Below are 25,507 nucleotides of genomic sequence, written 5' to 3'. Positions count from 1 at the left end.
GATGGCGAGCGCACCCGAGCTGCGGCGGACGATCCTCGTCTGGTGCCCCGACTGGCCCCTCCTCGCGGCCGCCGCCGACGCCGGCCTCGGCGACGAGCACCCCCTGGCCCTCACTGAGAAGAGCCTGGTCTTCGCCTCCTCCCCCGCTGCCCGGGCGGAGGGGGTCCGGCGGGGCATGCGCGTGCGCGAGGCGCAGTCCCGTTGCACGGGTCTCGCCGTCCTCCCGTACGACCCGGTGCTCGACCACCGGGCGTTCGAGCCGCTCATCCAGGCGCTCGAGGAGATCACCCCGGGCGTCCAGCTGATCCGGCCCGGTCTGTGCGCGATCCGTGCCCGCGGTCCGCGCCGCTACTACGGGAGCGAGCAGAGCGCGGCCGAGGCGATCCTGCAGCGGCTGGCCGAGCTGGGTCTTCCCGACGCCCGCATCGGGATCGCCGACGGGCTCTTCGCCTCCGAGCTCGCCGCGAAGCACTCCGGCCGCCCCGTCGCCGTCGTGCCCCCAGGAGCAGCGGCAGACTTCCTCGCCCCGCTCCCGCTCGACGCCCTCGAGACCGAGTCCGTCGCAGCCCCTGCCCGTGCTCCCCGCCGGGGGGACGACCTGGTGGCGCTCCTGCGCAGACTCGGCGTCCGCACCCTCGGCGCCTTCGCCGCCCTCCCTCGCGAGGACGTCGCCGCCCGGTTCGGACCGGAGGGCGCCCACGCGCACCTCCTCGCCGCCGGTGCGGAGTCGGAGACGGTGGTGCCCCGGCTCCCGCCGGAGCGCCTCGACCGGGCGATGGAGTTCGAGCCCCCTCTGGACCGCATCGACCAGGCCGCCTTCGCCTTCCGCGTCCCCGCGGAGGAGTTCGTCGCCGGGCTCACCCGCGCACAGCTGGTCGCGACCGCTATCCGCATCGAGGTCGTCAGCGAGCGCGGTGAGGTCTCCTCCAGGAGCTGGCTGCACCCGAGATGGTTCACCCCGGGCGACGTGCTCGACCGGGTCCGCTGGCAGCTGCAGGGCAGCGGGGAGATCGACACCGGTCTCGGAGCGCCGATCTCGCGGCTGTGCGTCGAGCCCGAGGCGGTCGACGCGATCGGCAACCACGAGCAGGGTCTCTGGGGCACCGCTCCGGAGGAGCGCGTCCACCACGGGCTGAGCCGCGTGCAGAGCATGCTCGGGCACGAGGCCGTGATGACCGCGTCGATCGGAGGGGGTCGATCCCTCCGCGACCGCCAGCACCTGATCCCCTGGGGCGACCGGGAGCCGGGCGACGCACGGCCGAGGACCCTGCCCTGGCCCGGCTCCCTGCCGCCGCCCCTCCCGCCGACGGTCTTCGCGGAGCCCGCGGCCGTGCTGGTCCGCGGACCGAGGGGCGAACCCGTCGCCGTCGACGAGCGCGGCGCCCTCAGCTCCGTGCCCGCCTACTTCACCCCCGGGACCTCTCAGGCACGCCTGGAGCCCCTCGCCGGATGGGCGGGTCCCTGGCCGATCGACGAGCGCTGGTGGGATCCGAGCACCGCCGTCCGCTACGACCGCTTCCAGGTGGTCGACGCCGCCGGTGTCGCCTGGCTGCTGCTCTGCCTCGACGGGGTCTGGGCCGCAGAGGCCCGCTACGACTGAACCGGAGCATCCCTCCACCACCGCGAACGAGCACCGAAGGAGCCCCGATGGGCTGGAACAACCCGCCGATCCCCTGGTCGGAGTTCGAGCGCCGCCTCTCCAGCGGCAAGCGCGCCGACGGCACGGTCGTCCAGGGCGACGGCGGCGACAGTCCGGCCTGGTCGCACAAGCGCCCCGCCTACGTGGCAGGGGACGACGTCCGGCCGCCGGCTCATCCGGTGCCCTACGCCGAGCTGCACGCCCACTCCCACTTCAGCTTCCTCGACGGGGCGAGCAAGCCGGAGCAGCTGGTCGAGGAGGCGGTCCGGCTCGGCATCGACACCCTCGCGCTCACCGACCACGACGGCCTCTACGGCATCGTGAGGATGGCCGAGGCCGCGCAGGGGCACGCCGTCCGCACGGCCTTCGGAGCCGAGCTCTCCATCGGGCTCACCTCGCCTCAGAACGGGGTCGCCGATCCGGAGGGGACCCACCTGCTCGTCCTCGCGCGCCGCGAGGAGGGCTACCACCGCCTCGCCCGTGCGATCACCACCGCCCAGCTCGCCGGAGCCGAGAAGGGCAAGCCGAGCTACGACCTCGAGGAGCTCGCGCGCGCCGCCGACGGCCACTGGATCGTGCTGACGGGCTGCCGCAAGGGAGCGGTCCGTCAAGCCCTCGCCGCCGCAGGAGTGGCCGCGGCCGAGCAGGAGGTCCGCGAGCTCGTCCGGCTCTTCGGTCCCGCCAACGTCCTCGTGGAGCTGTACGACCACGGGGATCCCCTCGCCTCGCGCGCCAACGACCAGCTGGCGGCGATCGCCGAGAAGCTCCGGCTGCGGACGGTCGCCACCGGGAACGTGCACTACGCCCGGCCGGAGGAGCGCCCCCTCCAGACGGCCCTCGCCGCGGTCAGAGCACGCCGGAGCCTCGACGAGATGGACGGCTGGCTCCCCGCAGCGGGCGGCGCCCACCTGCGCTCCGGCGCCGAGATGGCCGAGCGCTTCGGCCGCTACCCCGGCTCCGTGGAGAACACGGTGCGCGTCGCCGACGAGATCGCCTTCGAGCTCGGCCGAGTCCGGCCCCGGCTGCCGCGCCAGGAGGTCCCCGAGGGGCACACCTCGATGAGCTGGCTGCGCGAGCTCGTGCGCGAGGCCGTGCCGGCCAAGTACCCCCGCGCCGACGCCGACGTCCTCGCGCGCCTCGAGAAGGAGCTCGCGGTGATCGAGCAGAAGGACTTCCCGGGCTACTTCCTGATCGTCCACGACATCGTCCACTACGCCAAGCGGAACGGCATCCTCTGCCAGGGACGCGGCTCGGCCGCCAACTCGGCGGTCTGCTACGTCCTGGGCATCACGGCGGTCGACTCGATCTTCTACGACCTGCCGTTCGAGCGGTTCCTCTCCAGCATCCGCGACGAGGAGCCCGACATCGACGTCGACTTCGACTCGGAGCGACGCGAGGAGGTGATCCAGTACGTCTACCGGAAGTACGGACGTCTGAACGCGGCCCAGGTCGCCAACGTCATCACCTACCGGCCCAAGTTCGCCGTGCGCGACATGGCCAAGGCCCTCGGATACAGCGCCGGGCAGCAGGACGGCTGGTCGAAGCAGGTCGAGCGGTGGGGGTCCGTCACCGAGAGCACCGACCACGACATCCCCGAGGACGTGGTCGCCCTGACCACCCGGGTGCTGGGCACGCCCCGGCACCTGGGCATCCACTCCGGCGGCATGGTGCTGACCGACCGGCCCGTGGGCGAGGTCTGCCCGATCGAGCCCGCTCGGATGGAGGACCGCACCGTCCTGCAGTGGGACAAGGACGACTGCGCCTGGATGGGCCTGGTCAAGTTCGACCTCCTCGGGCTCGGGATGCTCGCCGCCCTGCAGTACACGTTCGACCTCGTCGCCGAGCACGTCGGCGAGAAGTGGGACCTCTCCACCCTCCCCCGGGAGGAGAAGGGCGTCTACGACCAGCTCTGCCGCGCCGATTCCATCGGGGTGTTCCAGGTCGAGAGCAGGGCGCAGATGGGCACCCTCCCCCGGCTGCAGCCTCGCCGCTTCTACGATCTGGTGATCGAGGTAGCGCTCATCCGCCCCGGCCCCATCCAGGGCGGTGCGGTCCATCCCTACATCCGCCGCAAGCTCGGCGAGGAGCCGGTGACGTACCAGCACCCCCTCCTCGTGACGCCGCTCAAGCGCACCCTCGGCGTGCCGCTCTTCCAGGAGCAGCTCATGCAGGTGGCCGTGGCCGTCGGCGACTGCAACGCGGAGGACGCCGACCTGCTGCGCCGGGCGATGGGGTCCAAGCGCGGGACCGAGAAGATCGAGACCCTCCGCGAGCGGCTCTACCAGGGGATGGCCCGCAACGGCATCACGGGCGAGGTCGCGGACGACATCTACCTCCGGATCCAGGCCTTCGCGAACTTCGGCTTCGCCGAGAGCCATGCGATCAGCTTCGCCCTGCTGGTCTACGCGAGCGCCTGGCTCCGCCTGCACTACCCCGCCGCGTTCACCGCCGCGCTGCTGAGGGCGCAGCCCATGGGCTTCTACGCCCCGCACACCCTGGTCGCCGATGCCCGGCGTCACGGAGTGGAGGTCGTCTCGCCCGACGTCAACCGCTCCCTGGCGCCTCCCGGGCTCGAGGCGAAGGAGGATGCCCCCGCACGCCGGAGGAGCGGCGCCGCCTACGGGAGCGACGACTGCCTCCGCGCCGATCAGCCGCCCACGGGACTGTTCGACCGCACCGAGCACTTCCACACGGACGACCACAGGCGCGACAGCGGCTTCGTGATCCGGCTCGGGCTGGCAGGGGTGAAGGGCATCGGCACCGCGCTCGCCGAGCACATCGTCGCCGAGCGCGAACGCGGCGGACCCTACGCGAGCATGGCCGACCTCTCGCGTCGGGTCGGCACGACCGCGGCTCAGCTGGAGGCCCTCGGCGCCGCGGGCGCCTTCGACTCGCTCGGTCTGCAGCGTCGGCAGGCGCTCTGGGAGGCCGGCACCGCCGCAGGCGACCGCGAGGAGTTCCTCGCCGGCTCCACGGTCGTCGTGCAGCCCCCGCTCCTGCCGATGCTCTCCCCTCAGGAGCGCGTGGTCTTCGACTTCTGGGCCACCGGCATCTCGCCCGACGACCATCCGCTGCGCCACCTCCGCGAGGGGCTCGCTCGCCGCGGCGCCCGCTCCTCGGCCGATCTTCCCGGCATCCCCTCGGGGACCCGGATCGAGGTCGGTGGGGTCGTGATCCACCGCCAACGTCCCTCCACAGCCGGTGGAGTGACCTTCCTCAACCTCGAGGACGAGCACGGGATCCTCAACGTGATCTGCTCCGTCGGAGTATGGAACCGCTACCGCCGCGTGGCCCGCGAGGCACCCGCCCTGCTGGTCAGGGGGATCCTCGAGCGCTCCGACGAGGGGGTGACGAACCTCCTCGCCGACAGGTTCGAGACCCTCACGGTCGGCGCTCGCACCACTTCCCGCAACTTCCGATGACCCCTCAGCGGCACCGCCCGCTCGCCCACGAGAAAGCGACACCATGACCACTCTCGACCACGCCGCTCCCGCTCCGCACCTCGATGCGCCGCTCCTGAACGACCGCGAGCTGCGCGAGCGCGTCTCCTCGCTGATCGGACCGGCCTACCGCCGGGCCCTGTGGCCGATCTTCCTCGACCGCGACGGCGTGCAGCTGCCGATCCTCTACCCGGTGGACGGGCTCCCCGTGCACCCCGACGAGGAGAAGACCGAGCGGATCGTCGCCACCCTCGCCAAGGCCGTCGCGCACCAGGACGTGGGCTCGCTCGCCTTCGCCCTGGAACGTCCCGGGCGCGCCTTCCTCGGCGAGACCGACCGGGTCCTCGCCCGTCACCTGGCGGCGGCGTGCCACAAGCGGGCCATCCCCCTCCGCGCGCTCCTGCTCGTCCACGACGAGGGAGTGCGGGTCGTGACCGCGACGGAGTACGCCGCGGTCACGCTCTGAGCGCTCGGGCCCGAGGCGGCCGTTCAGGACAGCGGCGGTCGGCCACCTGAACAGCCGGCCGCCACGGAGCTCAGGCGCTCAGCGTCACCAGCAGCGAGGAACCGCCGAGATCCACCTCGGTGTCCCCGGGCTGCACCGCGTACTCCCCGACGCCGAGCAGCGTCTCCGCCACCTCCGGGAGGGCGATGCGGGCGGCGGACTCGCCGACGTTGATCGCGACGGTCACCCGACCGCGGCCGAGAGTCAGCCAGCGGGCCTCCTCGTCGAACTCCACGCGGAGCGACCCGAAGCGCGGGTCCGTCAGCTCGGGGTAGCGGCGGCGGATCGCCGCCAGCTCGCGGTACACCTCGAGGGTGCGGGCGTGACGCCCCTCCCCGACCTCGGACCAGTCGAGCCGCGAGCGCAGGAACGTCTCCGGGTCCTGCGGGTCGGGCACGACCTCCGGGTCCCAGCCCATCTTCGCGAACTCCTCGATGCGGCCCTTCGCCGTCGCCTCGCCCAGATCCTTCTCCGGGTGCGAGGTGAAGAACTGCCACGGGGTCGACGCCGCCCACTCCTCGCCCATGAACAGCATGGGAGTGAAAGGGCCCAGCAGCGTCAGAGCAGCGGCGATCGCGAGACGGCCCTCGTCGAGGGACGCCGTCAGACGGTCGCCGACCGCCCGGTTGCCGATCTGGTCGTGGTTCTGGCTGCAGACCACCAGGCGCCAGGTCGGCATGTGCTCGGTGTCCACCGGACGGCCGTGGTGACGGCCGCGGAACGTCGAGAGGGTGCCGTCGTGGAAGAAGCCCCGGGTCAGCACCTTCGCGAGGGCGCCGAGCGGCGCGAAGTCCTCGTAGTAGCCCGTGGTCTCCCCGGTCAGCGCGACGTGGACCGCGTGGTGGAAGTCGTCGCTCCACTGCGCGTCGAGCCCGTAGCCGTGCGCCTCCCGCGGAGTGATCAGCGTCGGGTCGTTGAGGTCGGACTCGGCGATCAGCGTCAGAGGGCGCCCGACGTGGGCCGACAGCACGGCCACCTCGCTCGCCATCTCCTCGAGCACGTGCACGGCCCGCTCGTCCGAGAGGGCGTGCACCGCGTCCAGGCGCAGGGCGTCGACGCGGTAGTCGCGCAGCCACATCAGAGCGTTGTCGATGATGTACCCGCGGACGGTGTCCGAACCCTCGCCGTCCAGGTTGATCGAGCTGCCCCAGGTGTTGGCCTTCTCGTTCTTGAGGTAGGGGCCGAACTCCGGCAGGTAGTTGCCGCTCGGGCCGAGGTGGTTGTAGACGACGTCCTGGACCACGCCGAGGCCGGCGCGGTGGGCGGCGTCCACGAAGCGCTGGTACGCCTCGGGTCCGCCGTACGGCTCGTGCACGGCGTACCAGAGGACGCCGTCGTAGCCCCAGTTGTGCGTTCCGTTCACCGCGTTGACCGGCAGCAGCTCGACGAAGTCCACGCCGATCGAGCGCAGGTGCTCGAAGCGCTCCGCCGCCGCGTCCAGGGTGCCCTCGGGTGTGAACGTGCCGAGGTGCAGCTCGTAGATGACGGCGCCGGCGAGCTCGCGCCCGGTCCAGGCGGAGTCGCCCCACTCGTGCGCCGAGGGGTCGAACGTGCGCGAGAGCTCGTGCACGCCCTTCGGCTGGCGGCGCGAGCGGGGGTCCGGCAGCGGACCACTGCCGTCCACCCGGTACCCGTAGTCGACCTCGCCGGTGGCCGGGGCCGACGCGGGCGCCCGCCACCATCCGTCGTCTCCGTGGCGGGTCATCGTCAGCGACGAGTCGTCGCCGAGAAGGAGCTCGACCGTCGAGGCCTCGGGGGCCCAGACGTCGAACCGCTCGGGCCCGGTCGTCGGGAGTGCGTAGCGGTAGGGAGTCGTGCTGATCACTGCTGTCTCCAGGAGGGGTCGGATCGGTCTGCGGTGCGGTGCGGAACCGGTCAGGAGACCGGGGCGAGCAGTGCCACGGGGTAGTCGGCGAGGATCTCGGCGACCGGAGTCACTCCTCCCGCGAAGGTGCGGCCGGTGAGGACGTCCTCCATCGGGTGCCCGGGCAGGACCACGACCGTGCCGTTCCACCCGCCCGAAGCGGCGAGGCCCTCGGGGAGCCTGGTCGCGACGGTCAGCGCGCCGCCACGGTCGAAAGCGATCGCGTGCTCGGCGGCGGGCCCGATCGCGGGGACGGCGGCGTAGCGGGTGAACAGCTCGGGGCGGTCGCGGCGGAGCCGGAGGGCGCGTGAGGTGACGAGGAGCTTCGCGGCTCCCTCGGCGTCGATCGCGGGCTTCCAGCCGCCGTCGATCCGCTCCAGCAGCGCTCGACGCTGCCCGAAGTCGACCTCGCGGCGGTTGTCCGGGTCGACGAGGGAGGTCTCCCAGAGCTCGCTGCCCTGGTAGACGTCCGGGATGCCCGGGGCGGTGATCTGCACGAGCTTCGCGGCGAGGCCGTTCGACCAGCCGGCGGCCGACACCCGCTCGACGGTCTGCTCGACCAGCCGGCGGACGGCGGGCTCCTCGAACGCCGCGTCGATCGCCGTGTGCATCCGCTTCTCGAACTGCTCGTCAGGAGCGGTCCAGTGCGTCGAGTCGTCGGCCTCGCGCGACGCCTTCTCGGCGTAGGCGTGCAGGCGCTCGCGGCTCGCGGGCCAGGTCCCCACGACGGCCTCCCAGAGCAGGTGCTCGATCGGGCCGTCGCCGAAGCCGACGAGGGCGTGGAGCTCGCGGAGCGTCGCCGCCCACGCCTCCGGGTCCTCGGCCAGTGCGGTGATGCGGGCACGGGTGTCCTCGCCGCGCTTCGTGTCGTGGGTCGAGAGCGTGGTGAGCGAGGCGGGGAACGAGGCCTGGCGCACGGCCTGGCGGCGGTGGAACTCGACCAGGTCGATCGCGAACTCGTCCGGGTCCGCTCCGACCTCGTTCAGCGAGGTGAGGCGGCTGAAGCGGTAGAACGCCGTGTCCTCGACGCCCTTCGCCATCACCATGCCGGAGGTCTGCTGGAAGCGCACGGACACCGGAGTGCCGGTCTCGCCGAGCGCCGCGGCGACCTCGTCGATGGTCGCGCGGATCTCGGGACGGCGGCGCACGGCGTCGACGCGGGCGTGCTCGAGGTGCTCCGCTCCGTAGGGGAGGTAGCTGCGGTAGACCGGGTAGGTCGCCAGGAGCTCCGCCAGCGCGTCGTCCGCTCCCTCGATGCCGGGGATCAGGCGGGCCAGCCGCAGGACCTCGGAGCGGAGGATCCCGTCCGCGATGCCGCGCTTGGTGTCGTGGATGAGGTCGGCCCACTGCAGCGGGGCGCCCTTCCCCGTGAGCTCGGCGTCGAGGCCCTCCAGCACGGGGCGGGCGTCGGGGTCGACCAGGATGCGGTCGACGTCGGCCAGGGCGTCGTAGCCCGTGGTGCCGACGGTCGCCCAGTGCGGCGGGAGCTTCTCGTCGCCCTCGAGGATCTTCTCGACCCAGATCGGCGCGCCGCCGATCGCGCGGGCCAGGTCGTCGAGGTATCCGCCCGGGTCGGCCAGGCCGTCCGGGTGGTCGACGCGCAGGCCGTCTGCGAGCCCCTCGGTGAACCAGCGGACGATCTCGGCGTGCGAGGCGTCGAACACCTCGGGCCGCTCGACCGTGATGGCGGCGAGAGTGTTCACCGCGAAGAAGCGGCGGTAGTTCAGCTCGGCGTCGGCGCGGCGCCAGTTCACGAGCTCGTAGCTCTGGCGCTCGTGCACCGTGCGGCCGGAGTCGCCGGGCTCGGCGGTGCCGGGCGCGATAGGCAGGCGGTTCTCGTAGTAGTGCAGCTCGTCGCCGACGACCTCGAGCGCGTCGAGCTCGCTGTCGCTGTCTCCCTCGCTCGCACCGTCGCCGAGGATCGGCACGCGCAGCTTCCCGCCCCCCGCCTCCCAGTCGATGTCGAAGGCGGTGGCGTAGCGGGAGGACTTCCCGTTCCTCAGCAGGTCCCACCACCACGAGTTCTCGCTCGGGGTCGCGACGCCCATGTGGTTGGGGACGATGTCGATGAGGACGCCGAGGCCCTCCGCCCGCGCCGCGGCCGAGGCGTTCGCCAGGCCGGCCGCGCCACCGCGATCGGGATCGACCTCGGTGTGGTCCACCACGTCGTAGCCGTGGTCCGAGCCGGGCTCGGCCTTCAGCAGCGGCGAGAAGTACAGCCAGTCCGCTCCGAGCGCGCGCACGTAGTCGGCGACGCGGGCGGCGTCGTCGAGGTCGAACGCCGACCGGATCTGGAGGCGGTAGGTGGAGGCGGGCAGACGCACGTCAGGCTCCTGTCGAGGGTGCGGTCGCGGAGTCGGTCGACTCGGCGTGGGGGCTGGTGGGTCCCGTCGAGGAGACGATCGGGATGGCCGAGGTGGCCGCCAGGGACGCGAGCGAGGCGGCGACCGAGTGGTCGACCTCGGGCTCGGGGGTGCTGTGCTCCTGGAGGATGACGAGCGACTTCGCCTGGACGGTGAGCATCGCCCCCGCCGGACGCGGGATCGAGTCCGCCTCGGCGCCGGCGGTGTCGACGAGGACGCTCCACTCGAGCGCGTACTCGTCGCTCGGGATCGCGAACTCGACGTCGACGTCGTCGGCGTTGAAGTACAGGAGGAAGCTGTCGTCGGTGACGGGGCGCCCGCGCTGGTCGCGCTCGCGGATCCCGTTGCCGTTGAGGTAGATGCCCACCGATCGGCCGAGACCGGAGTCCCAGTCGGACGGGGACATCTCGGTGCCGGCGGCGGTGAACCAGACGATGTCGGGCAGGGGCTCGCCGTCGCCGCGCAGGACGGGGCGGCCGTCGAAGAAGCGCATGCGGCGGAAGGTCGGGTGCTCGGCGCGCAGGCGGATGAGCGCCGCGGTGAACTCGAGCAGCGGCCGGTCGGCGTGCGCCCAGTCGATCCAGGTCAGCTCGCTGTCCTGGGCGTAGGTGTTGTTGTTGCCGTTCTGGGTCCGGCCCAGCTCGTCGCCGTGGAGGATCATCGGAACGCCCTGGGAGATCAGCATCGTCGCGAGGAAGTTCCGCTGCTGGCGCGCCCGGAGCGCGAGCACCCGCGGGTCGTCCGTGGGCCCCTCCACGCCGTGGTTCCAGGAGCGGTTGTGCGACTCGCCGTCGTTGCCGTCCTCGCCGTTGGCGTCGTTGTGCTTCTCGTTGTACGAGACCAGGTCCCGGAGGGTGAAGCCGTCGTGCGCCGTGACGAAGTTGATCGAGGCGACCGGGTAGCGGCCCGAGTGCGCGTAGAGGTCGGCCGAGCCGGTGAGGCGCGAGGCGAACTCCCCCAGCGTCGACGGCTCGCCGCGCCAGAAGTCGCGGACCGTGTCGCGGTACTTGCCGTTCCACTCCGTCCACTGGGGCGGGAAGTTGCCCACCTGGTAGCCGCCGGGCCCGACGTCCCACGGCTCGGCGATCAGCTTCACCTGCGAGACCACCGGGTCCTGCTGGACGAGCTCGAAGAAGGTGGAGAGCCGGTCGACGTCGTAGAACTCGCGTGCCAGCGCCGAGGCGAGATCGAAGCGGAAGCCGTCGACGCGCATCTCCGTCACCCAGTAGCGCAGCGAGTCCATGATGAGCTGGAGCGAGTGCGGGTGGCGCACGTTCAGGGTGTTCCCGGTGCCGGTGTAGTCCATGTAGTAGCGCTTGTCGTCGTCGACGAGGCGGTAGTAGGCCTCGTTGTCGATGCCGCGGAACGACAGGGTGGGGCCGAGGTGGTTGCCCTCCGCCGTGTGGTTGTAGACCACGTCGAGGATGACCTCGATGCCGGCCGCGTGGAGCGCCTTCACCATGCTCTTGAACTCCTGGACCTGCTGGCCCTGGTCGCCCGTGGAGGAGTAGGTGTTCTGCGGTGCGAAGAAGCCGATCGTGTTGTAGCCCCAGTAGTTCGAGAGGCCCTTGTCCATCAGCGTGGAGTCGTTCACGAACTGGTGCACGGGCATGAGCTCGATCGCCGAGACGCCCAGGTGCTTGAGGTGGTCGATCACCGCGGGGTGGGCGACTCCGGCGTAGGTGCCGCGGAGCTCCTCCGGCACGTCGGGGTGCGTCTTGGTGAGCCCCTTCACGTGCGCCTCGTAGATCACGGTGCTGTCGTAGGAGGTGCGCGGGCGGCGGTCACCGGCCCAGTCGAAGAAGGGGTTGATGACGACGCCCATCATCATGTGCGGCGCCGAGTCCTCGTCGTTCGTCGAGTCCGGGTCGCCGAAGGTGTACGAGAAGAGGGACTGGTCCCAGTCGATCTCCCCCGAGATCGCCTTCGCGTAGGGGTCCAGCAGCAGCTTGTTCGGGTTGCAGCGGTGGCCGGCATCGGGGTCGTACGGTCCGTGGATGCGGAAGCCGTAGCGCTGGCCCGGCTGGACCTGCGGGAGGTAGCAGTGCCAGACGTAGGCGTCCGACTCCTGGATCTCGACGCGCGTCTCGGTGCCGTCCTCCTCGAAGAGGCACAGCTCGACGCGCTCGGCGATCTCGCTGAACAGGGCGAAGTTCGTGCCGCTTCCGTCGAACGTCGCGCCCAACGGGTAGGCGGTTCCGGGCCAGGTCTCCACGAGACTCCTCAGGGGATTGTTCTCGGGCAGTCCGGGAGACGCCGATGTGCGGTCTGCGGATGCCCGACGTCGGGGGTGATGGTCCGTCACTTCCGCGACGGACCGACTGCTCAGCTTAGCGAGCGTGTCTCGAGCATTCCCCTGACGGTCAGCGCTCATCGCGCGGTCCTCCTCCGGTGGTCACGACCGGCGGCCGGAACCGCCGTCCGGTTCGTCCTGCGGGCGCGTGAGCGGGCAGGTCGTTCCGGTGGGTCACGCTCGAACAGTACGGTCGCGCCCGGTCCGCCGGGGAGGGCTGGCGCCGCGCCGGGTGCATCGGCTAGAACGCGCCGGAGGGACTGTCCGGCGCACGCGGAGGGGCCGGCCGGGCTGGGCGGGAGCAGCGATCGGCTCCGTCGTCGAGAGCGCGGCGCCACGTACCGGGGCGCCTCACCGCGATCAGTGCGAGCCGAGCCTGCGCCGCAGGAGGTCGATCCGCGCCTGCAGCTGGGTCACGCTCGCCTGCGCCACCGCGGGTCCGCCGCAGAGCCGGCGCAGCTCGGTGTGCACCTGGCCGTGCGACTCGCCCGTCCCCCGTGCCCACAGGCCGACCAGGGAGTTGAGCAGGCTGCGCTGCTCCTTGAGCGTGCGGTAGAGCGGCGCCGGGATCTCGCTCGCCGGCTCAGCCGGGGCCGCCGCGCCCGCGCGGCTGCCGGCGCGCTTGGCCTGCCGCTGCTGCCGGTGCTGGAGCAGCTCCCGCACCTGGTCGGGCTCGAGGAGCCCCGGCAGGCCGATGAAGTCGAGCTCCTCCTCGCTCTCGACCTCGACCTCCATCCCGAACTCGGCGCCCTCGTAGACGACGCGGTCGAAGGTGGCGGCCGAGCCGATCGACTCGAAGCGGCCCTCCTCCAGGAGATCGGAGGACGCCTTGTCGCTGCGCTCGGCGTCGGCCATCAGGTCGGCCTCGGGGTACTCCTCGTCGTCGGAGGTCCTGCGGTCGAGGGCGTGATCGCGCTGCAGCTCCATCGAGCCCGCCAGCGCGAGCAGGCCGGGCACGTTCGGGAGGAACACCGAGGCGGTCTCGCCGCGGCGCCGCGCGCGCACGAAGCGGCCGATCGCCTGGGCGAAGAACAGAGGAGTCGACGCCGATGTCGCGTAGACGCCGACGGCGAGCCTCGGCACGTCGACGCCCTCGGAGACCATGCGGACCGCGACCATCCAGCGACCGGTGTCCTTCGCGAATTCCTCGATCCGGTCGCTCGCCTCCTTCTCGTCGGAGAGCACGACGGTGACGGTCTCGCCGCTGATCTCGCGGAGCATCGCGGCGTAGGCGCGCGCGGTGTAGTGGTCGGTCGCGATGACCAGGCCGCCGGCGTCGGGCACGGCGCGCCGCACCTCGGTGAGGCGGGTGTTGGCGGCGCGGAGGACCGAGGGGATCCAGTCGCCCTTCGGGTCCAGCGCGGTCCGCCAGGCCTGCGAGGTGATGTCCTTGGTGTTGCCCTCGCCGAGCCGCGCCTCCATCTCGTCGCCGGCCTTCGACTTCCAGCGCATCTGCCCGGCGTAGACCATGAACAGCACCGGCCGGACGACGCCGTCCGCGAGCGCGCGGCCGTAGCCGTAGGCGTAGTCGGTGAGCGAGGTGCGGATGCCCTCCTCGTCCGGCAGGTAGCTGACGAACGGGATCGCCGCCGTGTCCGAGCGGAACGGCGTCCCGGTCAGCGAGAGCCGGCGGACCGCGGGCTCGAAGGCCTCGCGCACCGCGTCGCCCCAGCTGAGGGCGTCGCCGGCGTGGTGCACCTCGTCGAGGATGACGAGGGTGCGGCCGGACAGGGTGAGCTCGCGGTGGAGCTCGGCGCGGACGGCGACCTGCGCGTAGGTGACGGCGACGCCGTGGTAGTGGCGGGCGTGGCGGCCCATGCGGTTGGTGAAGGTCGGGTCCAGGCGGATGCCGACGCGGTGCGCGGCCTCGGCCCACTGGCGCTTGAGGTGCTCCGTCGGCGCGACCACGGTGATCCGGTCGACCGTGCGGTTGTGCAGCAGCTCGGCGGCCAGCCGCAGCGCGAAGGTGGTCTTGCCCGCGCCCGGGGTCGCGGCGGCCAGGAAGTCGCGCGGCTCGTGCTGGAAGTAGGCCTCGAGCGCCTCCGCCTGCCAGGCGCGGAGCTTGTTCGCGGTACCCCACGGCGCCCTGCCCGGGAACGACGGGGACAGGTGCTCAGCGGCGGAGGTGCCGACCTGATGACCGAAGCTCGAGGGACTGTTCACGTGGACCGAATCTAGCCGACGCCTCCGACAGCGGCTCGGTCTCCGCGGCCCGCCGGGAGGCGCACGGCGTGTCGCGCCGTGCCACCGGCGGCCGGGTGCGGAGCATGATGGAGGGATGGTCGAGCAGCGTCATCCGTGGTCCCGCTACGTCGCCCTGGGCGACTCCTTCACCGAGGGGATCGGCGATCCCGAGCCCGGCAGCCCCGGCGGGCACCGCGGCTGGGCGGACCGCGTGGCGGAGGTCCTGGGCAGCCAGAACGAGGACTTCGCCTACGCCAACCTGGCGGTCCGCGGCCGCCTCCTGCAGCAGATCGTCGACGAGCAGGTCGAGCCCGCCCTGGAGCTGCGCCCCGACCTCATCACCATCTCCGCGGGCGGGAACGACGTCATCCGCCCGGGGACCGACCCCGATGACATCGCGTCCCGCTTCGAGTCGGGCCTCGCCCGGCTCCGCTCCGACGGGGCGACCGTCGTCCTCTTCACCGGAGTGGATGTGGGCTTCTCCCCCGTGTTCGGGCGGATCCGCGGGAAGGTCGCGATCTACAACGAGAACCTGCGGGCGCTGGCCAAGCGGTACGACTGCATCGTCGCCGACCAGTGGTCCCTCCAGGAGATCCAGGACGTGCGGATGTGGGCGCCGGACCGCCTGCACCTCAACCCGCACGGCCACCACGAGGTCGCGCGCATGGTCCTCGAGTCGCTGAACGTCGAGAACGACCTGCGCCCCCTCGCCCCGGAGCCGCTGCACGCCCGCACGTGGCGTGCCGCCCGCACGGAGGACATCCAGTGGGCGCGGGAGTACCTCGTGCCCTGGGTGCTGCGCCGAGTCCGCCACCAGTCCTCCGGCGACTTCATCACCGCCAAGCGGCCCTCCGCCGAGCGCTGGAGCATCGATCCCGCGGCCTCGGAGCCGGGCTCGGTCGTGCCGGGCAACGCGACGCCGGAGGAGGTCGCCGAGGACATCGCGACCGCGGGCGTGCGGATCATCGGCGATAGGGCCGCGGATCCCCTGGCCTGATCCGCTCCCGGGAGGCGGCGGCTCGCCCCGCGCTCAGCCGAACAGCTCGGCCGGGTGGCCGAGGCGCCAGGCGAAGCCCGGGTCCTCGATCGACCCGTCGGCGACGAGGGGAAGCTCGTACGGGGTGCCGTTGACGTCGACGGTCGCGGTCCCCACGCGCTCGCCGTCGGCGACGGTCTCGAGCGGATCGAGGGCGACCGTGGTCGTCGTCGAGACCGCGCCCCACACCAGCACGGACCGCGCCTCCGCGGTCTCGGCCGTCGCCGTCTCCCCCCAGGCGCTCGTGAGGGTGCCGTACTCCTGCCCCTCGACGGTCAGCGGGACGGTCCGGAAGCCCGCCTCGACGGTCGGAACGAGGGTCAGCACGTCCGCGGCGAGCTGCGGGTGCGTGCGCGCGCCCACCACCACGCCGACCAGGGTGACCGGCCGGCCCTCGACGGTCGAGTCGAGCGAGAACAGCAGGCACGAGCCCGCCTCGTCGGTCGTCCCCGTCTTGATCCCGTCCACTCCCGAGCGGCCGAGGAGCGAGTTGGTGTTGTCGACCTCGCCGACCCCCGGGATGACCGCGGTCGGCATCGCGACGATCGGAGCGAGCACCGGGTCCGCGATCAGCAGCTCGCCCAGGCGCACCATCTCGGCCGTCGTGCTGACCGTCGCCGGCGAGAGCCCGCTGGTGTCGGCGAGGGAGGTCCGCTCGAGCCCCTGCCCGTCGAGCCAGCCGCGCGCCGCGGCGAGGAAGGCGTCCTCCGAGCCGTACGCCCAGATCGCGAGCGACTTCGCGTAGTTGTTCGCGGACGGGAGCATCATGGCGGTCAGCGCCTCCCGCTCGGTCAGCTGCAGACCCGCGGTGACCGGAGCGTTCGAGCCGTTCTCGGCCAGGGTGTCGTTGTAGTACTGCACGTCCGCGCTCGTGAAGGTGATGGTCTCCCCGTCCGTCCCCGCCGCGATCGGCTTCGCCGCGAGGACGACGAGAGCGGTGACGACCTTGGCGATGCTCCCCGTCGGCACGGTTCCGGTGGAGCCGTAGCGGGCGAGCAGCCCGTCCTCCTCCGTCCCGTCGATGCCCACGGCCGCCACGGCGCCGGAGCCGTAGGCAGGCCAGGCCGGAGCGGGCGCGTCGACGGTGCTCGGGACGGGGTCCACCGCGACGGCGCTCGCCTTCGGCAGCTCCGCGGTCGCCGCGTTGGTCGCGTAGGCACCGCCTCCGCCGACCAGCACGGTCGCGGCGACGAGACCGGCGACGACCGCCCCGCGCCGTCGACGCGGTCGCGGCTCCGGCGCGGCGGGCTCCCCGAACAGGTCGAGGGCATCGTCGGATCGGGTCGGGGAGGTCACCCCGTCATCGTACGGGCGGGCCTCTCACCCGTCCCGGACGCCGCCCCGTCGTCGGGCGCGGCGGGTGACGCGCGGCACCGACCCCGATCCAGCGGCGGGAGCGTCAGCAGCAGGTCACCGCGGGGCCGCCGAGCGCCGGAGCCGGGCGGTCAGCGCCCGCGGGTCAGCGCCCACAGTGCGACGGCGCTCGCCGAGGCCACGTTGAGCGAGTCGACGCCGTGCAGCATCGGGATGGTGACGACGGTGTCCGAGGCGTCCAGCGCCGCGCGGCTGAGCCCGTCCCCCTCGGCGCCCAGGACGATCGCGACGCGCTCGGGGCGAGCCGCCGCGTACTCGTCGAGCGGCACCGCGTCCGGAGCGAGCGCCAGCGCGGCGACCGAGAACCCGGCCTCCTCCAGAGCGCGGCGAGCCGGTGCCCACTCGGGGGTGCGCGTCCACGGCACCTGCAGGACCGTGCCCATGCTCACCCGGACGCTGCGCCGGTACAGGGGGTCCGCGCACCGCGGCGTCACGAGCACCGCGTCCGCGCCCATGCCGGCCGCGGCGCGGAAGACGGCGCCGACGTTGGTGTGGTCGACCAGGTCCTCCAGGATCACGACGAGGCGCGCGCCCTCCAGCAGCTCGGCCATCGGCCGCAGCGGCGGACGGTGCATCGAGGCGAGCGCTCCGCGGTGGAGGTGGAACCCGGTCAGCTCCTCGATCAGCGGATCCGGCGCCACGAAGACCGGCACCTCGGGATGACGCTCGAGCACCCCGGCCGCGTCCGGCAGCCGCTTCTCCTGCACCAGGACCGAGCGGGGACGGTGCCCGGCGTCGAGCGCCCGCTCGATCACCTTGGCCGACTCGGCGATGTACAGACCGCCCTCCGGCTCCAGCACCCGCCGCAGCGCCACGTCGGTGAGGCGGTGGTAGTCGGCGAGGAGCGGGTGGTCGAGGTCGGTGATGTGCACGATCGGCATCCCGGCAATCTAGGGCACGGCGCGGACTAAACTCGTCCAGGGGCCGCTCGAACGGCCCTCGAAGGAGGCGCGGATGGAGTCGAGTCCGACACCGGTCGCCGAGGGCCCCGAGGCGCTCGCGGTCGAGCAGGCCGTCGAACTCCTCAGCGGGCGCCGCATCGCCGCCGTCACCGGCGCGGGCATGAGCACCGACTCGGGCATCCCCGACTACCGCGGAGCCGGGGCACCGGTGCGCAGCCCGATGACCTACTCCCAGTTCGTCGCCGATCCCGACTACCGCCGCCGGTACTGGGCCGGCAGCCAGCTCGGCTGGCGCCGGTTCACCAGCACGCTCCCCAACGACGGCCACCGGGCCCTGGCCCGGCTCGAGGAGCGCGGCCTGCTCACGGGCGTCGTCACGCAGAACGTCGACGGCCTGCACGTCCGGGCCGGCTCGCGCCGCGTGGTGGATCTGCACGGCTCGGCGGACCGTGTGCGCTGCATGACCTGCGGCCAGTACTTCGCCCGCGACGCGGTGGCCGAGCGGATCGAGGCGCTCAACCCCTGGCTCGACGACCCCGACGTCTCCTCCCTCAACCCCGACGGCGACGCCGAGGTCCACGACGTCTCGGCGATGACCGTCCCCGAGTGCACGGTCTGCGGCGGGATCCTGAAGCCGGACATCGTCTTCTTCGGCGAGTTCATCCCGACCGAGCGGTTCGAGGAGGCGCGCGCCATCGTCGCGGGCGCCGACGCGCTGCTCGTGGCCGGCTCGTCGCTCGTGGTCAACTCCGGCATCCGCTTCCTCGAGATCGCCCGTCGCGCCCGGATGCCGATCGTGATCGTCAACCGCGGCACCACCAAGGGCGACTCGCGCGCGAGCATCAAGATCGACGGCGGCACCAGCGAGGTGCTCCGCGAGCTCGCCGAGCGCCTGCCCGCGCGCCGCACCGCCGCCCTCTGAGCTCCCGCCCGCTCCGCACCCGACCTCCCGAGAGGCCCCTGTGACCCAGCTCACCCTCGTCCGCCACGGCCAGACCGACTGGAACGCCGCCCGGCGCATCCAGGGCAGGAGCGACATCCCGCTCAATGCGACCGGGCGCGCCCAGGCGCGGGCGGCGGCGCGGCTGCTCGCCGACCGGCGCTTCGACGCGGTGGTCGCCAGTCCGCTGCAGCGCGCCTTCGACACCGGAGCGATCATCGCGCGCGGTCTCGGACTCGACGAGCCGCTGGCGGCGCCGGGCCTGGCCGAGCGCGCCTACGGCGAGGCGGAGGGGATGACCGGTCCCGAGCTCGCCGAGCGCTTCCCCGGAGGCATCGAGCGCGCGCCGATCCCCGGCTGCGAGACCCGCGCCGAGGTCGTCGAGCGGGCGACCGCCGCGCTGCTCGAGGTGGCCGAGCGCTTCCCCGACGCGTCCGTCGTCGTCGCCACGCACGGTGCGGTCATCGGCAGCCTGATCCGCGCGCTCAGCAGCGAGGACCTCCCCGCGCACGGCGTCTCGGTCGGCAACGGCTCCCGGCACGACTTCGCGATCGTCGACGGGGCTCTGCGCATCGTCGGCGTCGACGACTCCGGCGACGTGGTCGTGGCGGACGTCGACCTCGACGACGTGCTCAGCCCGGCCCCGGGAGCCTGACGGCCCCGCCTCCCGGCGGCGGTCCGATCGCCGGCCCCGCGTCAGCGCCGGCCGAGATCCTGCAGGAGCCCGAAGAGCACCCGGGCGGAGTCGCGCCAGGAGAAGGCCGCGGCCCGCTCCGTCGCCCGGGCCGAGTGCGTCCGCCACACGGCGCCGTCCTCGAGCGACCGCACACCGTCCGCGATGCCCTTCGCGCTCGACGGGTCGACGTACACGGCGGCGTCCTGTGCGATCTCGCGGAAGATCGGGATGTCGCTCACCACGACCGGCGTCCCGAGCGCCATCGCCTCGACCAGCGGGATCCCGAAGCCCTCGTCCCTGCTCGCCGTCACGAGAGCGGTCGCCCGCGCGAGCACCGCGCGGTACTCCGCGTCCGGCGCCCCCTGGTGGAACACCAGCTTCGCGGTCGGCGCCAGGGCCCGGAGCGTCTCGACGGTCTCGTCGCTCGCCCGGCTCATCAGGTGCAGCTCGTAGTCGGGCAGCAGCCGCATCGCGCGCGCGAGCGTCTCGACGTTCTTGTAGGGCATGAACGAGCCCATGTAGACGAGCGAGCGCGCGGCCGACCGGTCGGGCAGCGATCCCGCCAGAGCGGCGCTCGCCTCGTCGGGCTCGGTCGCCGCGTTCGGGACGACGACCACCGGCCGGGTGGTGAGGCGGTGGGAGCGGATCAGGTCGCGGGTGGTCTCCGAGACGGTGACGACCGCGTCGGCGCGCTGGAGGAGCCTCCGCTGCGGCCACCAGGCGAGGTGGTAGAGCCGCCAGAGCGCGCGCACGTTAGCGGCCAGGTCGCGCGGCGGAGTGCGGTGGCGGTAGTAGATGAGGTCGTGCACGGTCAGGACGAGCCGGTAGCGGCGGCCGAGCGAGCCCATGGTCTGCATCGGCGAGAAGACCACGTCGGGCCGCAGCCGGTTCACCAGCAGCGCGACGAACGGCTCGAACGGGCTGGTCGGCCCGGTCACGCGCTCCCACGGGAGCGACGGGAGCATCGCGAGCTGGCGGCGGTCGCTGATCAGCATGGTCACGTCGTGCAGCTTCGCGAGCTCGCGGACGAGCTCCGCGGTGTAGCGGCTGATCCCGTCGTGCCGCTCGAGCCGGGTGTACCGGCAGTCGACGACGATCCTCATCGGTCGATCCCCTCCTCGAGGGCCGTCCGCAGTACGGCGGCGGCCTCGTCCGGCGTCTCGTAGTGGATCAGGTGGCCGACTCCGTCGATGACGTGCAGGCGGGCGTGCGGCAGCCTCTCGAGCAGGCGGTACTGCGCCGGGAGCGGAGTGATGTCGTCCTGCGCCGCGGCGATCAGCTGCGTCGGCACGCCGATCCGGGAGGCGTACTCGCCGACGTCGTGCGAGACGGAGGCGCGGAACGCCTCGAGGACCGTGTCGCGGGAGGCGAAGGCGCTGAAGTAGCGGTCGTGCTGGTCGTGCACGAAGCGTCGCAGCGCCGGCTCCTTCGTCTTCACCATCGCCAGGCTCATCACCCGCACGATCAGCGGGTCGCTGAGCAGGCGGCGTCCGAGGGGCCCCGGCAGGAGCGCGCCGAGCCGGTAGTAGAGGACGGCGAGCCTGGTCAGGACGCCGCGGGGACCCTGCAGGGCGGGCGCGCCGATCGGGTTGACCAGCACCAGGAGCGGAGCGGGCAGCCCGTCGGCGACGGCCGCGGCCGCGACGATCGAGCCGAAGGAGTGGCCGAGGACGGCCGCCTCACCGCGGAGCCCCAGCGCGTCGAGGAAGGAGCCGAGCCAGCAGGCGTAGCCGTCCACGTCGTGCGGCAGGCGCGTCATGGGGGTCGAGGCGCCGAAGCCGGGCAGGTCGGGAGCGACGACCCGCACGTCCGCTCCCCCGGCGAGCAGACGGGCGACGACGGGCTCGAGGCCGTGGTGCTCGCCGCGGAACCCGTGCACCAGCACGAGGACGGTCGAGGCGTCCGGAGCGCCGTAGGTCCAGTAGGCGGTGCGGGATCCGGCGACGTCCACCGCGGCCTCGCGGACGGGGACACGGCCGAGATCGGAGGCGTAGGGGGAGGGAGTGGTCATCGCGTTCCTTATCGTAGGGAAAGCCCGTCGAAGATCTGGCCGCAACGCCTTGCGTGGCCTCGATCCGAGCCGGGAGCATGATCACGCGCTCGCAACACGGCGCACCGCCCACCCGTCTCGCGAGACGGTCATCCGCTCAGGCAGCAGCAGAAGGAGCACCGTGAGCTTCACATCGCCGATCCAACTCCCCGGACTCGCCCTCGACCCCCAGTGGTACCGCCGGGCGGTGTTCTACGAGGTGATGATCCGGTCGTACTACGACTCCAACGGCGACGGCGCCGGCGACATCAACGGGCTCGCCTCCAAGCTCGACTACCTGCAGTGGCTCGGCATCGACGCCCTCTGGCTCCCGCCGTTCTACATGTCGCCTCTGCGCGACGGCGGCTACGACGTCTCCGACTTCAAGGCGATCCTCCCCGAGTTCGGCACGATGGAGGACTTCCGCGACCTCGTCCGGAAGGCCCACGAGCGCAACATGCGCATCGTGATGGACTTCCCGCTCAACCACACCAGCGACCAGCACGAGTGGTTCCAGCAGTCCCGCTCCGACCCCGAGGGGCCCTACGGCGACTTCTACGTCTGGAACGACACCGACGACAAGTGGCCGGACATCCGCATCATCTTCGTCGACACCGAGGACTCGAACTGGGCCTTCGACGCCGAGCGCCGCCAGTTCTACTTCCACCGCTTCTTCTCCCACCAGCCGGACCTCAACTTCGAGAACCCCGCCGTGCACGAGGCGATCCACGACGTGGTCAAGTTCTGGCTCGACCTCGGCGTCGACGGCATCCGGCTCGACGCGATCCCCTACCTCTACGAGTCCGACGAGGGCAACGGAGAGGGCGAACCGCCCACCCACGAGTTCATCAAGAACCTCCGCACCATGGTCGACCGCGACTACCCCGGCCGCATCCTGATCGCCGAGGCGAACCAGTGGCCGCGGGAGGTCGCCGCGTTCTTCGGCACGGAGGAGGAGCCCGAGTGCCACATGGCGTTCGACTTCCCGGTCATGCCGCGCATCTTCTACTCCCTCCGCGCGCAGACGGCGAACGAGCTGAAGAAGGTGCTCTCCGAGACGTTCGACATCCCCAGCGGCGCCGCCTGGGGCGTGTTCCTCCGCAACCACGACGAGCTCACGCTCGAGATGGTGTCCGAGGAGTACCGCCAGGCCATGTACGGCTGGTACGCCTACGACCCGCGGATGCGCTCGAACATCGGCATCCGCCGCAGGCTCGCGCCGCTGCTGGACAACTCGCGTGCCGAGCTCGAGCTGATCAACGCCCTGCTCTTCTCCCTCGCCGGCAGCCCGTTCCTGTACTACGGCGACGAGATCGGCATGGGCGACAACATCTGGCTCAACGACCGCGACGCGTCGCGCACGCCGATGCAGTGGACGCCCGACCGCAACGCCGGCTTCTCGGCCGCCGACCCCGGCAAGCTCGTGCAGCCGATCGTCCAGTCGCTCGTTTACCACTACAACCAGGTCAACGTGGAGGCGCAGCTGGCGCAGTCCCGCTCCCTGCTGCACTGGATGCGGAACGTCCTGCACGTGCGCCGCGGCCACCCGGCGTTCGGCCTCGGGTCGATGCGCGTCCTCGAGACGGACCACGAGTCGGTGCTCGCCTTCGTGCGGGACTACGCCGGCTCGGGCTCCGAGATGGGCGACCAGCCCGAGGAGGTGCTCTGCGTCTTCAGCTTCAACCACAACCCGGTCTCGGTCACGATCACCGACCCGGAGAATCCCGGATCGACGCTCAGCGACCTGTTCGGCGGCGGCCGCTTCCCCGGATTCTCGGACGACGGCACGCTGACGATGACACTCGGCACGCAGGGCTTCTTCTGGCTCCACGTCGCCAAGGCGCACGAGGCCCGCTGACCCGGCAGCACGCCGAGGGGCCTCCGGCCGATGTCGGAGGCCCCCTTTAGGCTGTCGGCGTGAGCACCACCGGAACGACCGAGACGCAGACCGAGCCGATGCTGTTCGACGACGCCGAGCAGGAGCTCGTCCCCTCCGAGGGGGCGCGGTGGTTCGATCTGCTGGCCGTGTTCGACCTCGAGACCACCGGCATCGACGTCCGCACGAGCCGCATCGTCACCGCGCACGTCGGCGTGATCGACGCGGCGGGCGAGCCGATCGAGGGCACGACCTGGCTCGCCGATCCCGGGGTCGAGATCCCGGCCGGCGCCTCCGCCGTCCACGGGATCAGCACCGAGCACGCCCGCGCGCACGGCCGCCCCGCCGGCGAGGTCGTGGCCGAGATCTCCGAGGCGCTGCGCTCGCTCCTCGCCCGCGGCATCCCGGTCGTCGTCTACAACGCCCCCTACGACCTCTCGCTCCTCGCCCACGAGGCGCGCCGCTGGGGCGTGCCCGTGCTGCTCGACCCGAGCCCCGTCGTCGATCCGCTCGTGATCGACAAGGCGGTGGACCGCTACCGCAAGGGCAAGCGCACCCTGACCCTCGCCGCCGAGCACTACGGCGTCGCCCTCACCGAGGCGCACGATGCGGGCGCGGACGCGATCGCGGCGGGTCGGGTCGCCCAGGCGCTGGGCCGCGCCTTCGCCGACGAGCTCGGAGTCGGCGCGGAGGCCCTGCACGCGCTCCAGGTCGACTGGTGCCGCACCCAGGCCGAGTCCTTCCAGGAGTACATGCGCCGCGTCCGCGACGAGTCCTTCGTCGCCGACGGGGGCTGGCCGGTCCGCCACTGACCCCTCAGGTCAGCGTGCGCCCCTCGCGCAGGAGCGCCACGTACTCCGCGATCCGCCGCTCCCGCGTCGCCGCCCGCTTCAGCTGCGAGAGGCGGAAGAGGAACGCGAAGCGCTTCTGCCCGCCGACGGTCGCGAAGAAGGCCAGGGCCTGCGGATCCGCGTCGAGCGCCCGCTGGAAGTCGTCCGGCACCTCCGCATCGCGCTGCCGGTAGGCCGCGTCCCAGCGCCCGTCGGCGCGTGCCCGCTCGACCTCGGCCAGCCCGCCCGGCAGCATCCGGCCCTCCGCCAGCAGCCGTGCGACGTGATCGCGATTGACCTTGGACCACGGGCTAGCGCGACGCCGCGGGGTGAAGGCCTGGAGCTTGAACTGCTCGTCGAAGGCTCCCGCCTGACCGTCGATCCAGCCGTGGCAGAGCGCGATGTCGAGCGCCTCGGCGTAGGTGATCCCCGGATCGACGGCGGCCTTCTTCCGCAGCTTCAGCCGGACTCCGTCCGGGTCGGGCTCGCCGCGGAGGTAGGCGTCCCACTCTTCAGGAGTCGTGAACGGCAGGATCGGCTTGTCGGCGAAGGACACCATGCCGGGACGCTACCGCGCCGGCTCCCCGACGGCCACGGCCCGCCCGTCGGCGCAAGCCCTCGCTCCGCGGACCGCGGCGCTGTGGGATCGGGTGAGCACGTGTTCCCCCTCCCCCTCTCGCAAGGAGAAGTCATGCCCACCATCCGCACGGTCACCGTCCTCGGCAGCGGAGTGCTCGGCTCCCAGATCGCCTTCCAGTCGGCCTTCCACGGCTTCGCCGTCACCGTCTACGACCTCTCCGACGACGTCCTCGAGTCGGCGCGCGAGCGGCTCCGCGGTCTCGCGGGCGTCTACGAGTCGGTGCCCGGCGGCGTCGCCGGCGGACCGCAGGAGGCGCTCGACTCCCTCCGCCTCACCTCCGACCTCGCGGAGGCGGTCGCCGACGCCGACCTCGTGATCGAGGCCGTCCCCGAGGACCTGGGCCTGAAGCAGGAGCTGTACGGCCGCCTGGGTGCGCTCGCTCCCGAGCGCACGGTCTTCGCGACCAACTCGTCCACGCTGCTCCCCAGCGACCTGAAGGCCTCGACCGGCCGACCCGACCGGTTCCTCGCGCTGCACTACGCCAACCACGTCTGGGCGCAGAACACGGCCGAGATCATGGGAACGGCGGACACGGACCCCGCCGTGGTCGACGCCGTCGTGGAGTTCGCCGTCTCCAGCGGCCTCGAGCCCATCAGGCTGCAGAAGGAGAAGGCCGGCTACGTCCTGAACTCGCTGCTGGTGCCGCTCCTCAACGCCGCGTCGGGTCTGCTCATGGGCGGCTACGCCGACCACGAGACCATCGACAAGACCTGGAGGATCGGCACCGGCGCCCCTCTCGGACCCTTCCAGATCTTCGACGTCGTCGGTCTGCGGACCGCCTACAACATCGCCGCCGCGGCCCCGGACGAGGCCTCCCAGGCGTTCGCCGCCCACCTGAAGACGGAGTACCTCGATCGCGGCCGCCTCGGAATGGCCACCGGAGAGGGCTTCTACCGCTACTGAGGACCGCGACGCG

At 72.3% G+C, this 25,507-nt stretch carries 18 protein-coding genes; 9 read left to right on the top strand and 9 right to left on the bottom strand.

All coding sequences use genetic code 11. The features are described from left to right. Position 1 precedes the first annotated feature (1 nt). The 3 genes from C5C36_RS02075 to C5C36_RS02065 are packed head-to-tail and all read left to right on the top strand — an operon-like array spanning position 2 to position 5,545. Complete coding sequence (locus tag C5C36_RS02075; protein ID WP_104262932.1) at positions 2 to 1,600, top strand: DNA polymerase Y family protein; 1,599 nt, start codon at positions 2 to 4, stop codon at positions 1,598 to 1,600. A gap of 47 nt (positions 1,601 to 1,647) precedes the next feature. Then, positions 1,648 to 5,061, top strand: a complete 3,414-nt coding sequence (locus C5C36_RS02070) for an error-prone DNA polymerase (RefSeq protein ID WP_104309140.1) — start codon at positions 1,648 to 1,650, stop codon at positions 5,059 to 5,061. Positions 5,062 to 5,104: 43 nt separating this feature from the next. Further along, on the top strand, positions 5,105 to 5,545 hold the full coding sequence (locus C5C36_RS02065) for a hypothetical protein (protein ID WP_104221992.1): 441 nt from the start codon (positions 5,105 to 5,107) through the stop codon (positions 5,543 to 5,545). Between the two features lie 70 nt (positions 5,546 to 5,615). Here C5C36_RS02065 and treZ read toward each other — a convergent pair whose 3' ends face one another. The 4 genes from treZ to C5C36_RS02045 all read right to left on the bottom strand — a co-directional run bounded on the left by treZ (position 5,616) and on the right by C5C36_RS02045 (position 14,267). Further along, on the bottom strand, positions 5,616 to 7,409 hold the full coding sequence (treZ, locus tag C5C36_RS02060) for a malto-oligosyltrehalose trehalohydrolase (RefSeq protein ID WP_258072159.1): 1,794 nt from the start codon (positions 7,407 to 7,409) through the stop codon (positions 5,616 to 5,618). Positions 7,410 to 7,459: 50 nt separating this feature from the next. Beyond that, complete coding sequence (gene treY, locus C5C36_RS02055) at positions 7,460 to 9,772, bottom strand: malto-oligosyltrehalose synthase (protein ID WP_104309139.1); 2,313 nt, start codon at positions 9,770 to 9,772, stop codon at positions 7,460 to 7,462. A 1-nt stretch (position 9,773) separates the two neighbouring features. Further along, the gene (gene glgX / locus C5C36_RS02050; protein ID WP_104237465.1) at positions 9,774 to 12,026 is read right to left on the bottom strand and encodes a glycogen debranching protein GlgX; all 2,253 of its coding nucleotides are present in this window, start codon (positions 12,024 to 12,026) and stop codon (positions 9,774 to 9,776) included. Positions 12,027 to 12,464: 438 nt separating this feature from the next. Then, positions 12,465 to 14,267 (bottom strand): DEAD/DEAH box helicase, encoded by a 1,803-nt coding sequence (locus C5C36_RS02045; protein ID WP_104221986.1) that lies wholly within the window; start codon positions 14,265 to 14,267, stop codon positions 12,465 to 12,467. A 115-nt stretch (positions 14,268 to 14,382) separates the two neighbouring features. On the opposite strand from C5C36_RS02045, the gene C5C36_RS02040 reads away from it, so the two are divergent. Next, positions 14,383 to 15,285 (top strand): SGNH/GDSL hydrolase family protein, encoded by a 903-nt coding sequence (locus C5C36_RS02040; protein WP_104246814.1) that lies wholly within the window; start codon positions 14,383 to 14,385, stop codon positions 15,283 to 15,285. 33 nt (positions 15,286 to 15,318) lie between these two features. Here the strand turns inward: C5C36_RS02040 and C5C36_RS02035 are convergent, their stop codons facing one another. Together C5C36_RS02035 and C5C36_RS02030 are read right to left on the bottom strand one after the other, a co-directional pair. Then, the gene (locus C5C36_RS02035; RefSeq protein ID WP_104309138.1) at positions 15,319 to 16,620 is read right to left on the bottom strand and encodes a D-alanyl-D-alanine carboxypeptidase family protein; all 1,302 of its coding nucleotides are present in this window, start codon (positions 16,618 to 16,620) and stop codon (positions 15,319 to 15,321) included. Between the two features lie 149 nt (positions 16,621 to 16,769). Further along, positions 16,770 to 17,579, bottom strand: coding sequence for an RNA methyltransferase (locus C5C36_RS02030; RefSeq protein ID WP_104232619.1), 810 nt, complete (start codon positions 17,577 to 17,579; stop codon positions 16,770 to 16,772). Positions 17,580 to 17,652: 73 nt separating this feature from the next. Between C5C36_RS02030 and C5C36_RS02025 the strand changes: the two genes are divergently transcribed. Together C5C36_RS02025 and C5C36_RS02020 are read left to right on the top strand one after the other, a co-directional pair. Continuing rightward, complete coding sequence (locus tag C5C36_RS02025) at positions 17,653 to 18,522, top strand: Sir2 family NAD-dependent protein deacetylase (protein ID WP_104250355.1); 870 nt, start codon at positions 17,653 to 17,655, stop codon at positions 18,520 to 18,522. Positions 18,523 to 18,562: 40 nt separating this feature from the next. Beyond that, positions 18,563 to 19,195 (top strand): histidine phosphatase family protein, encoded by a 633-nt coding sequence (locus C5C36_RS02020; protein ID WP_104260686.1) that lies wholly within the window; start codon positions 18,563 to 18,565, stop codon positions 19,193 to 19,195. Positions 19,196 to 19,236: 41 nt separating this feature from the next. On the opposite strand, the gene C5C36_RS02015 is transcribed toward C5C36_RS02020, so the two are convergent. Further along, positions 19,237 to 20,319, bottom strand: coding sequence for a glycosyltransferase family 1 protein (locus C5C36_RS02015; protein ID WP_104309137.1), 1,083 nt, complete (start codon positions 20,317 to 20,319; stop codon positions 19,237 to 19,239). Next, entirely contained in the window at positions 20,316 to 21,227 is a 912-nt protein-coding gene (locus C5C36_RS02010) for an alpha/beta fold hydrolase (protein WP_104309136.1), read from the bottom strand. Before C5C36_RS02010 ends, C5C36_RS02015 begins: the two co-directional genes overlap by 4 nt. Positions 21,228 to 21,387: 160 nt before the next feature. Here C5C36_RS02010 and treS point away from each other — a divergent pair, with 160 nt between their 5' ends. Continuing rightward, positions 21,388 to 23,103 (top strand): maltose alpha-D-glucosyltransferase, encoded by a 1,716-nt coding sequence (gene treS / locus C5C36_RS02005; RefSeq protein ID WP_104221970.1) that lies wholly within the window; start codon positions 21,388 to 21,390, stop codon positions 23,101 to 23,103. 98 nt (positions 23,104 to 23,201) lie between these two features. Continuing rightward, entirely contained in the window at positions 23,202 to 23,933 is a 732-nt protein-coding gene (locus C5C36_RS02000) for a 3'-5' exonuclease (protein WP_104222136.1), read from the top strand. A 4-nt stretch (positions 23,934 to 23,937) separates the two neighbouring features. Here the strand turns inward: C5C36_RS02000 and C5C36_RS01995 are convergent, their stop codons facing one another. Continuing rightward, complete coding sequence (locus C5C36_RS01995; RefSeq protein ID WP_104232624.1) at positions 23,938 to 24,510, bottom strand: YdeI family protein; 573 nt, start codon at positions 24,508 to 24,510, stop codon at positions 23,938 to 23,940. A 132-nt stretch (positions 24,511 to 24,642) separates the two neighbouring features. Between C5C36_RS01995 and C5C36_RS01990 the strand changes: the two genes are divergently transcribed. After that, a complete protein-coding gene (locus C5C36_RS01990) occupies positions 24,643 to 25,494 on the top strand; it encodes a 3-hydroxyacyl-CoA dehydrogenase (protein ID WP_104309135.1) in 852 nt (283 codons plus the stop codon). Positions 25,495 to 25,507 lie beyond the last annotated feature (13 nt).

The organism is Rathayibacter sp. AY1G1, assembly GCF_002932095.1.
Lineage (GTDB): Bacteria > Actinomycetota > Actinomycetes > Actinomycetales > Microbacteriaceae > Rathayibacter.
This window is presented reverse-complemented; position numbering and strand designations above follow the sequence as displayed.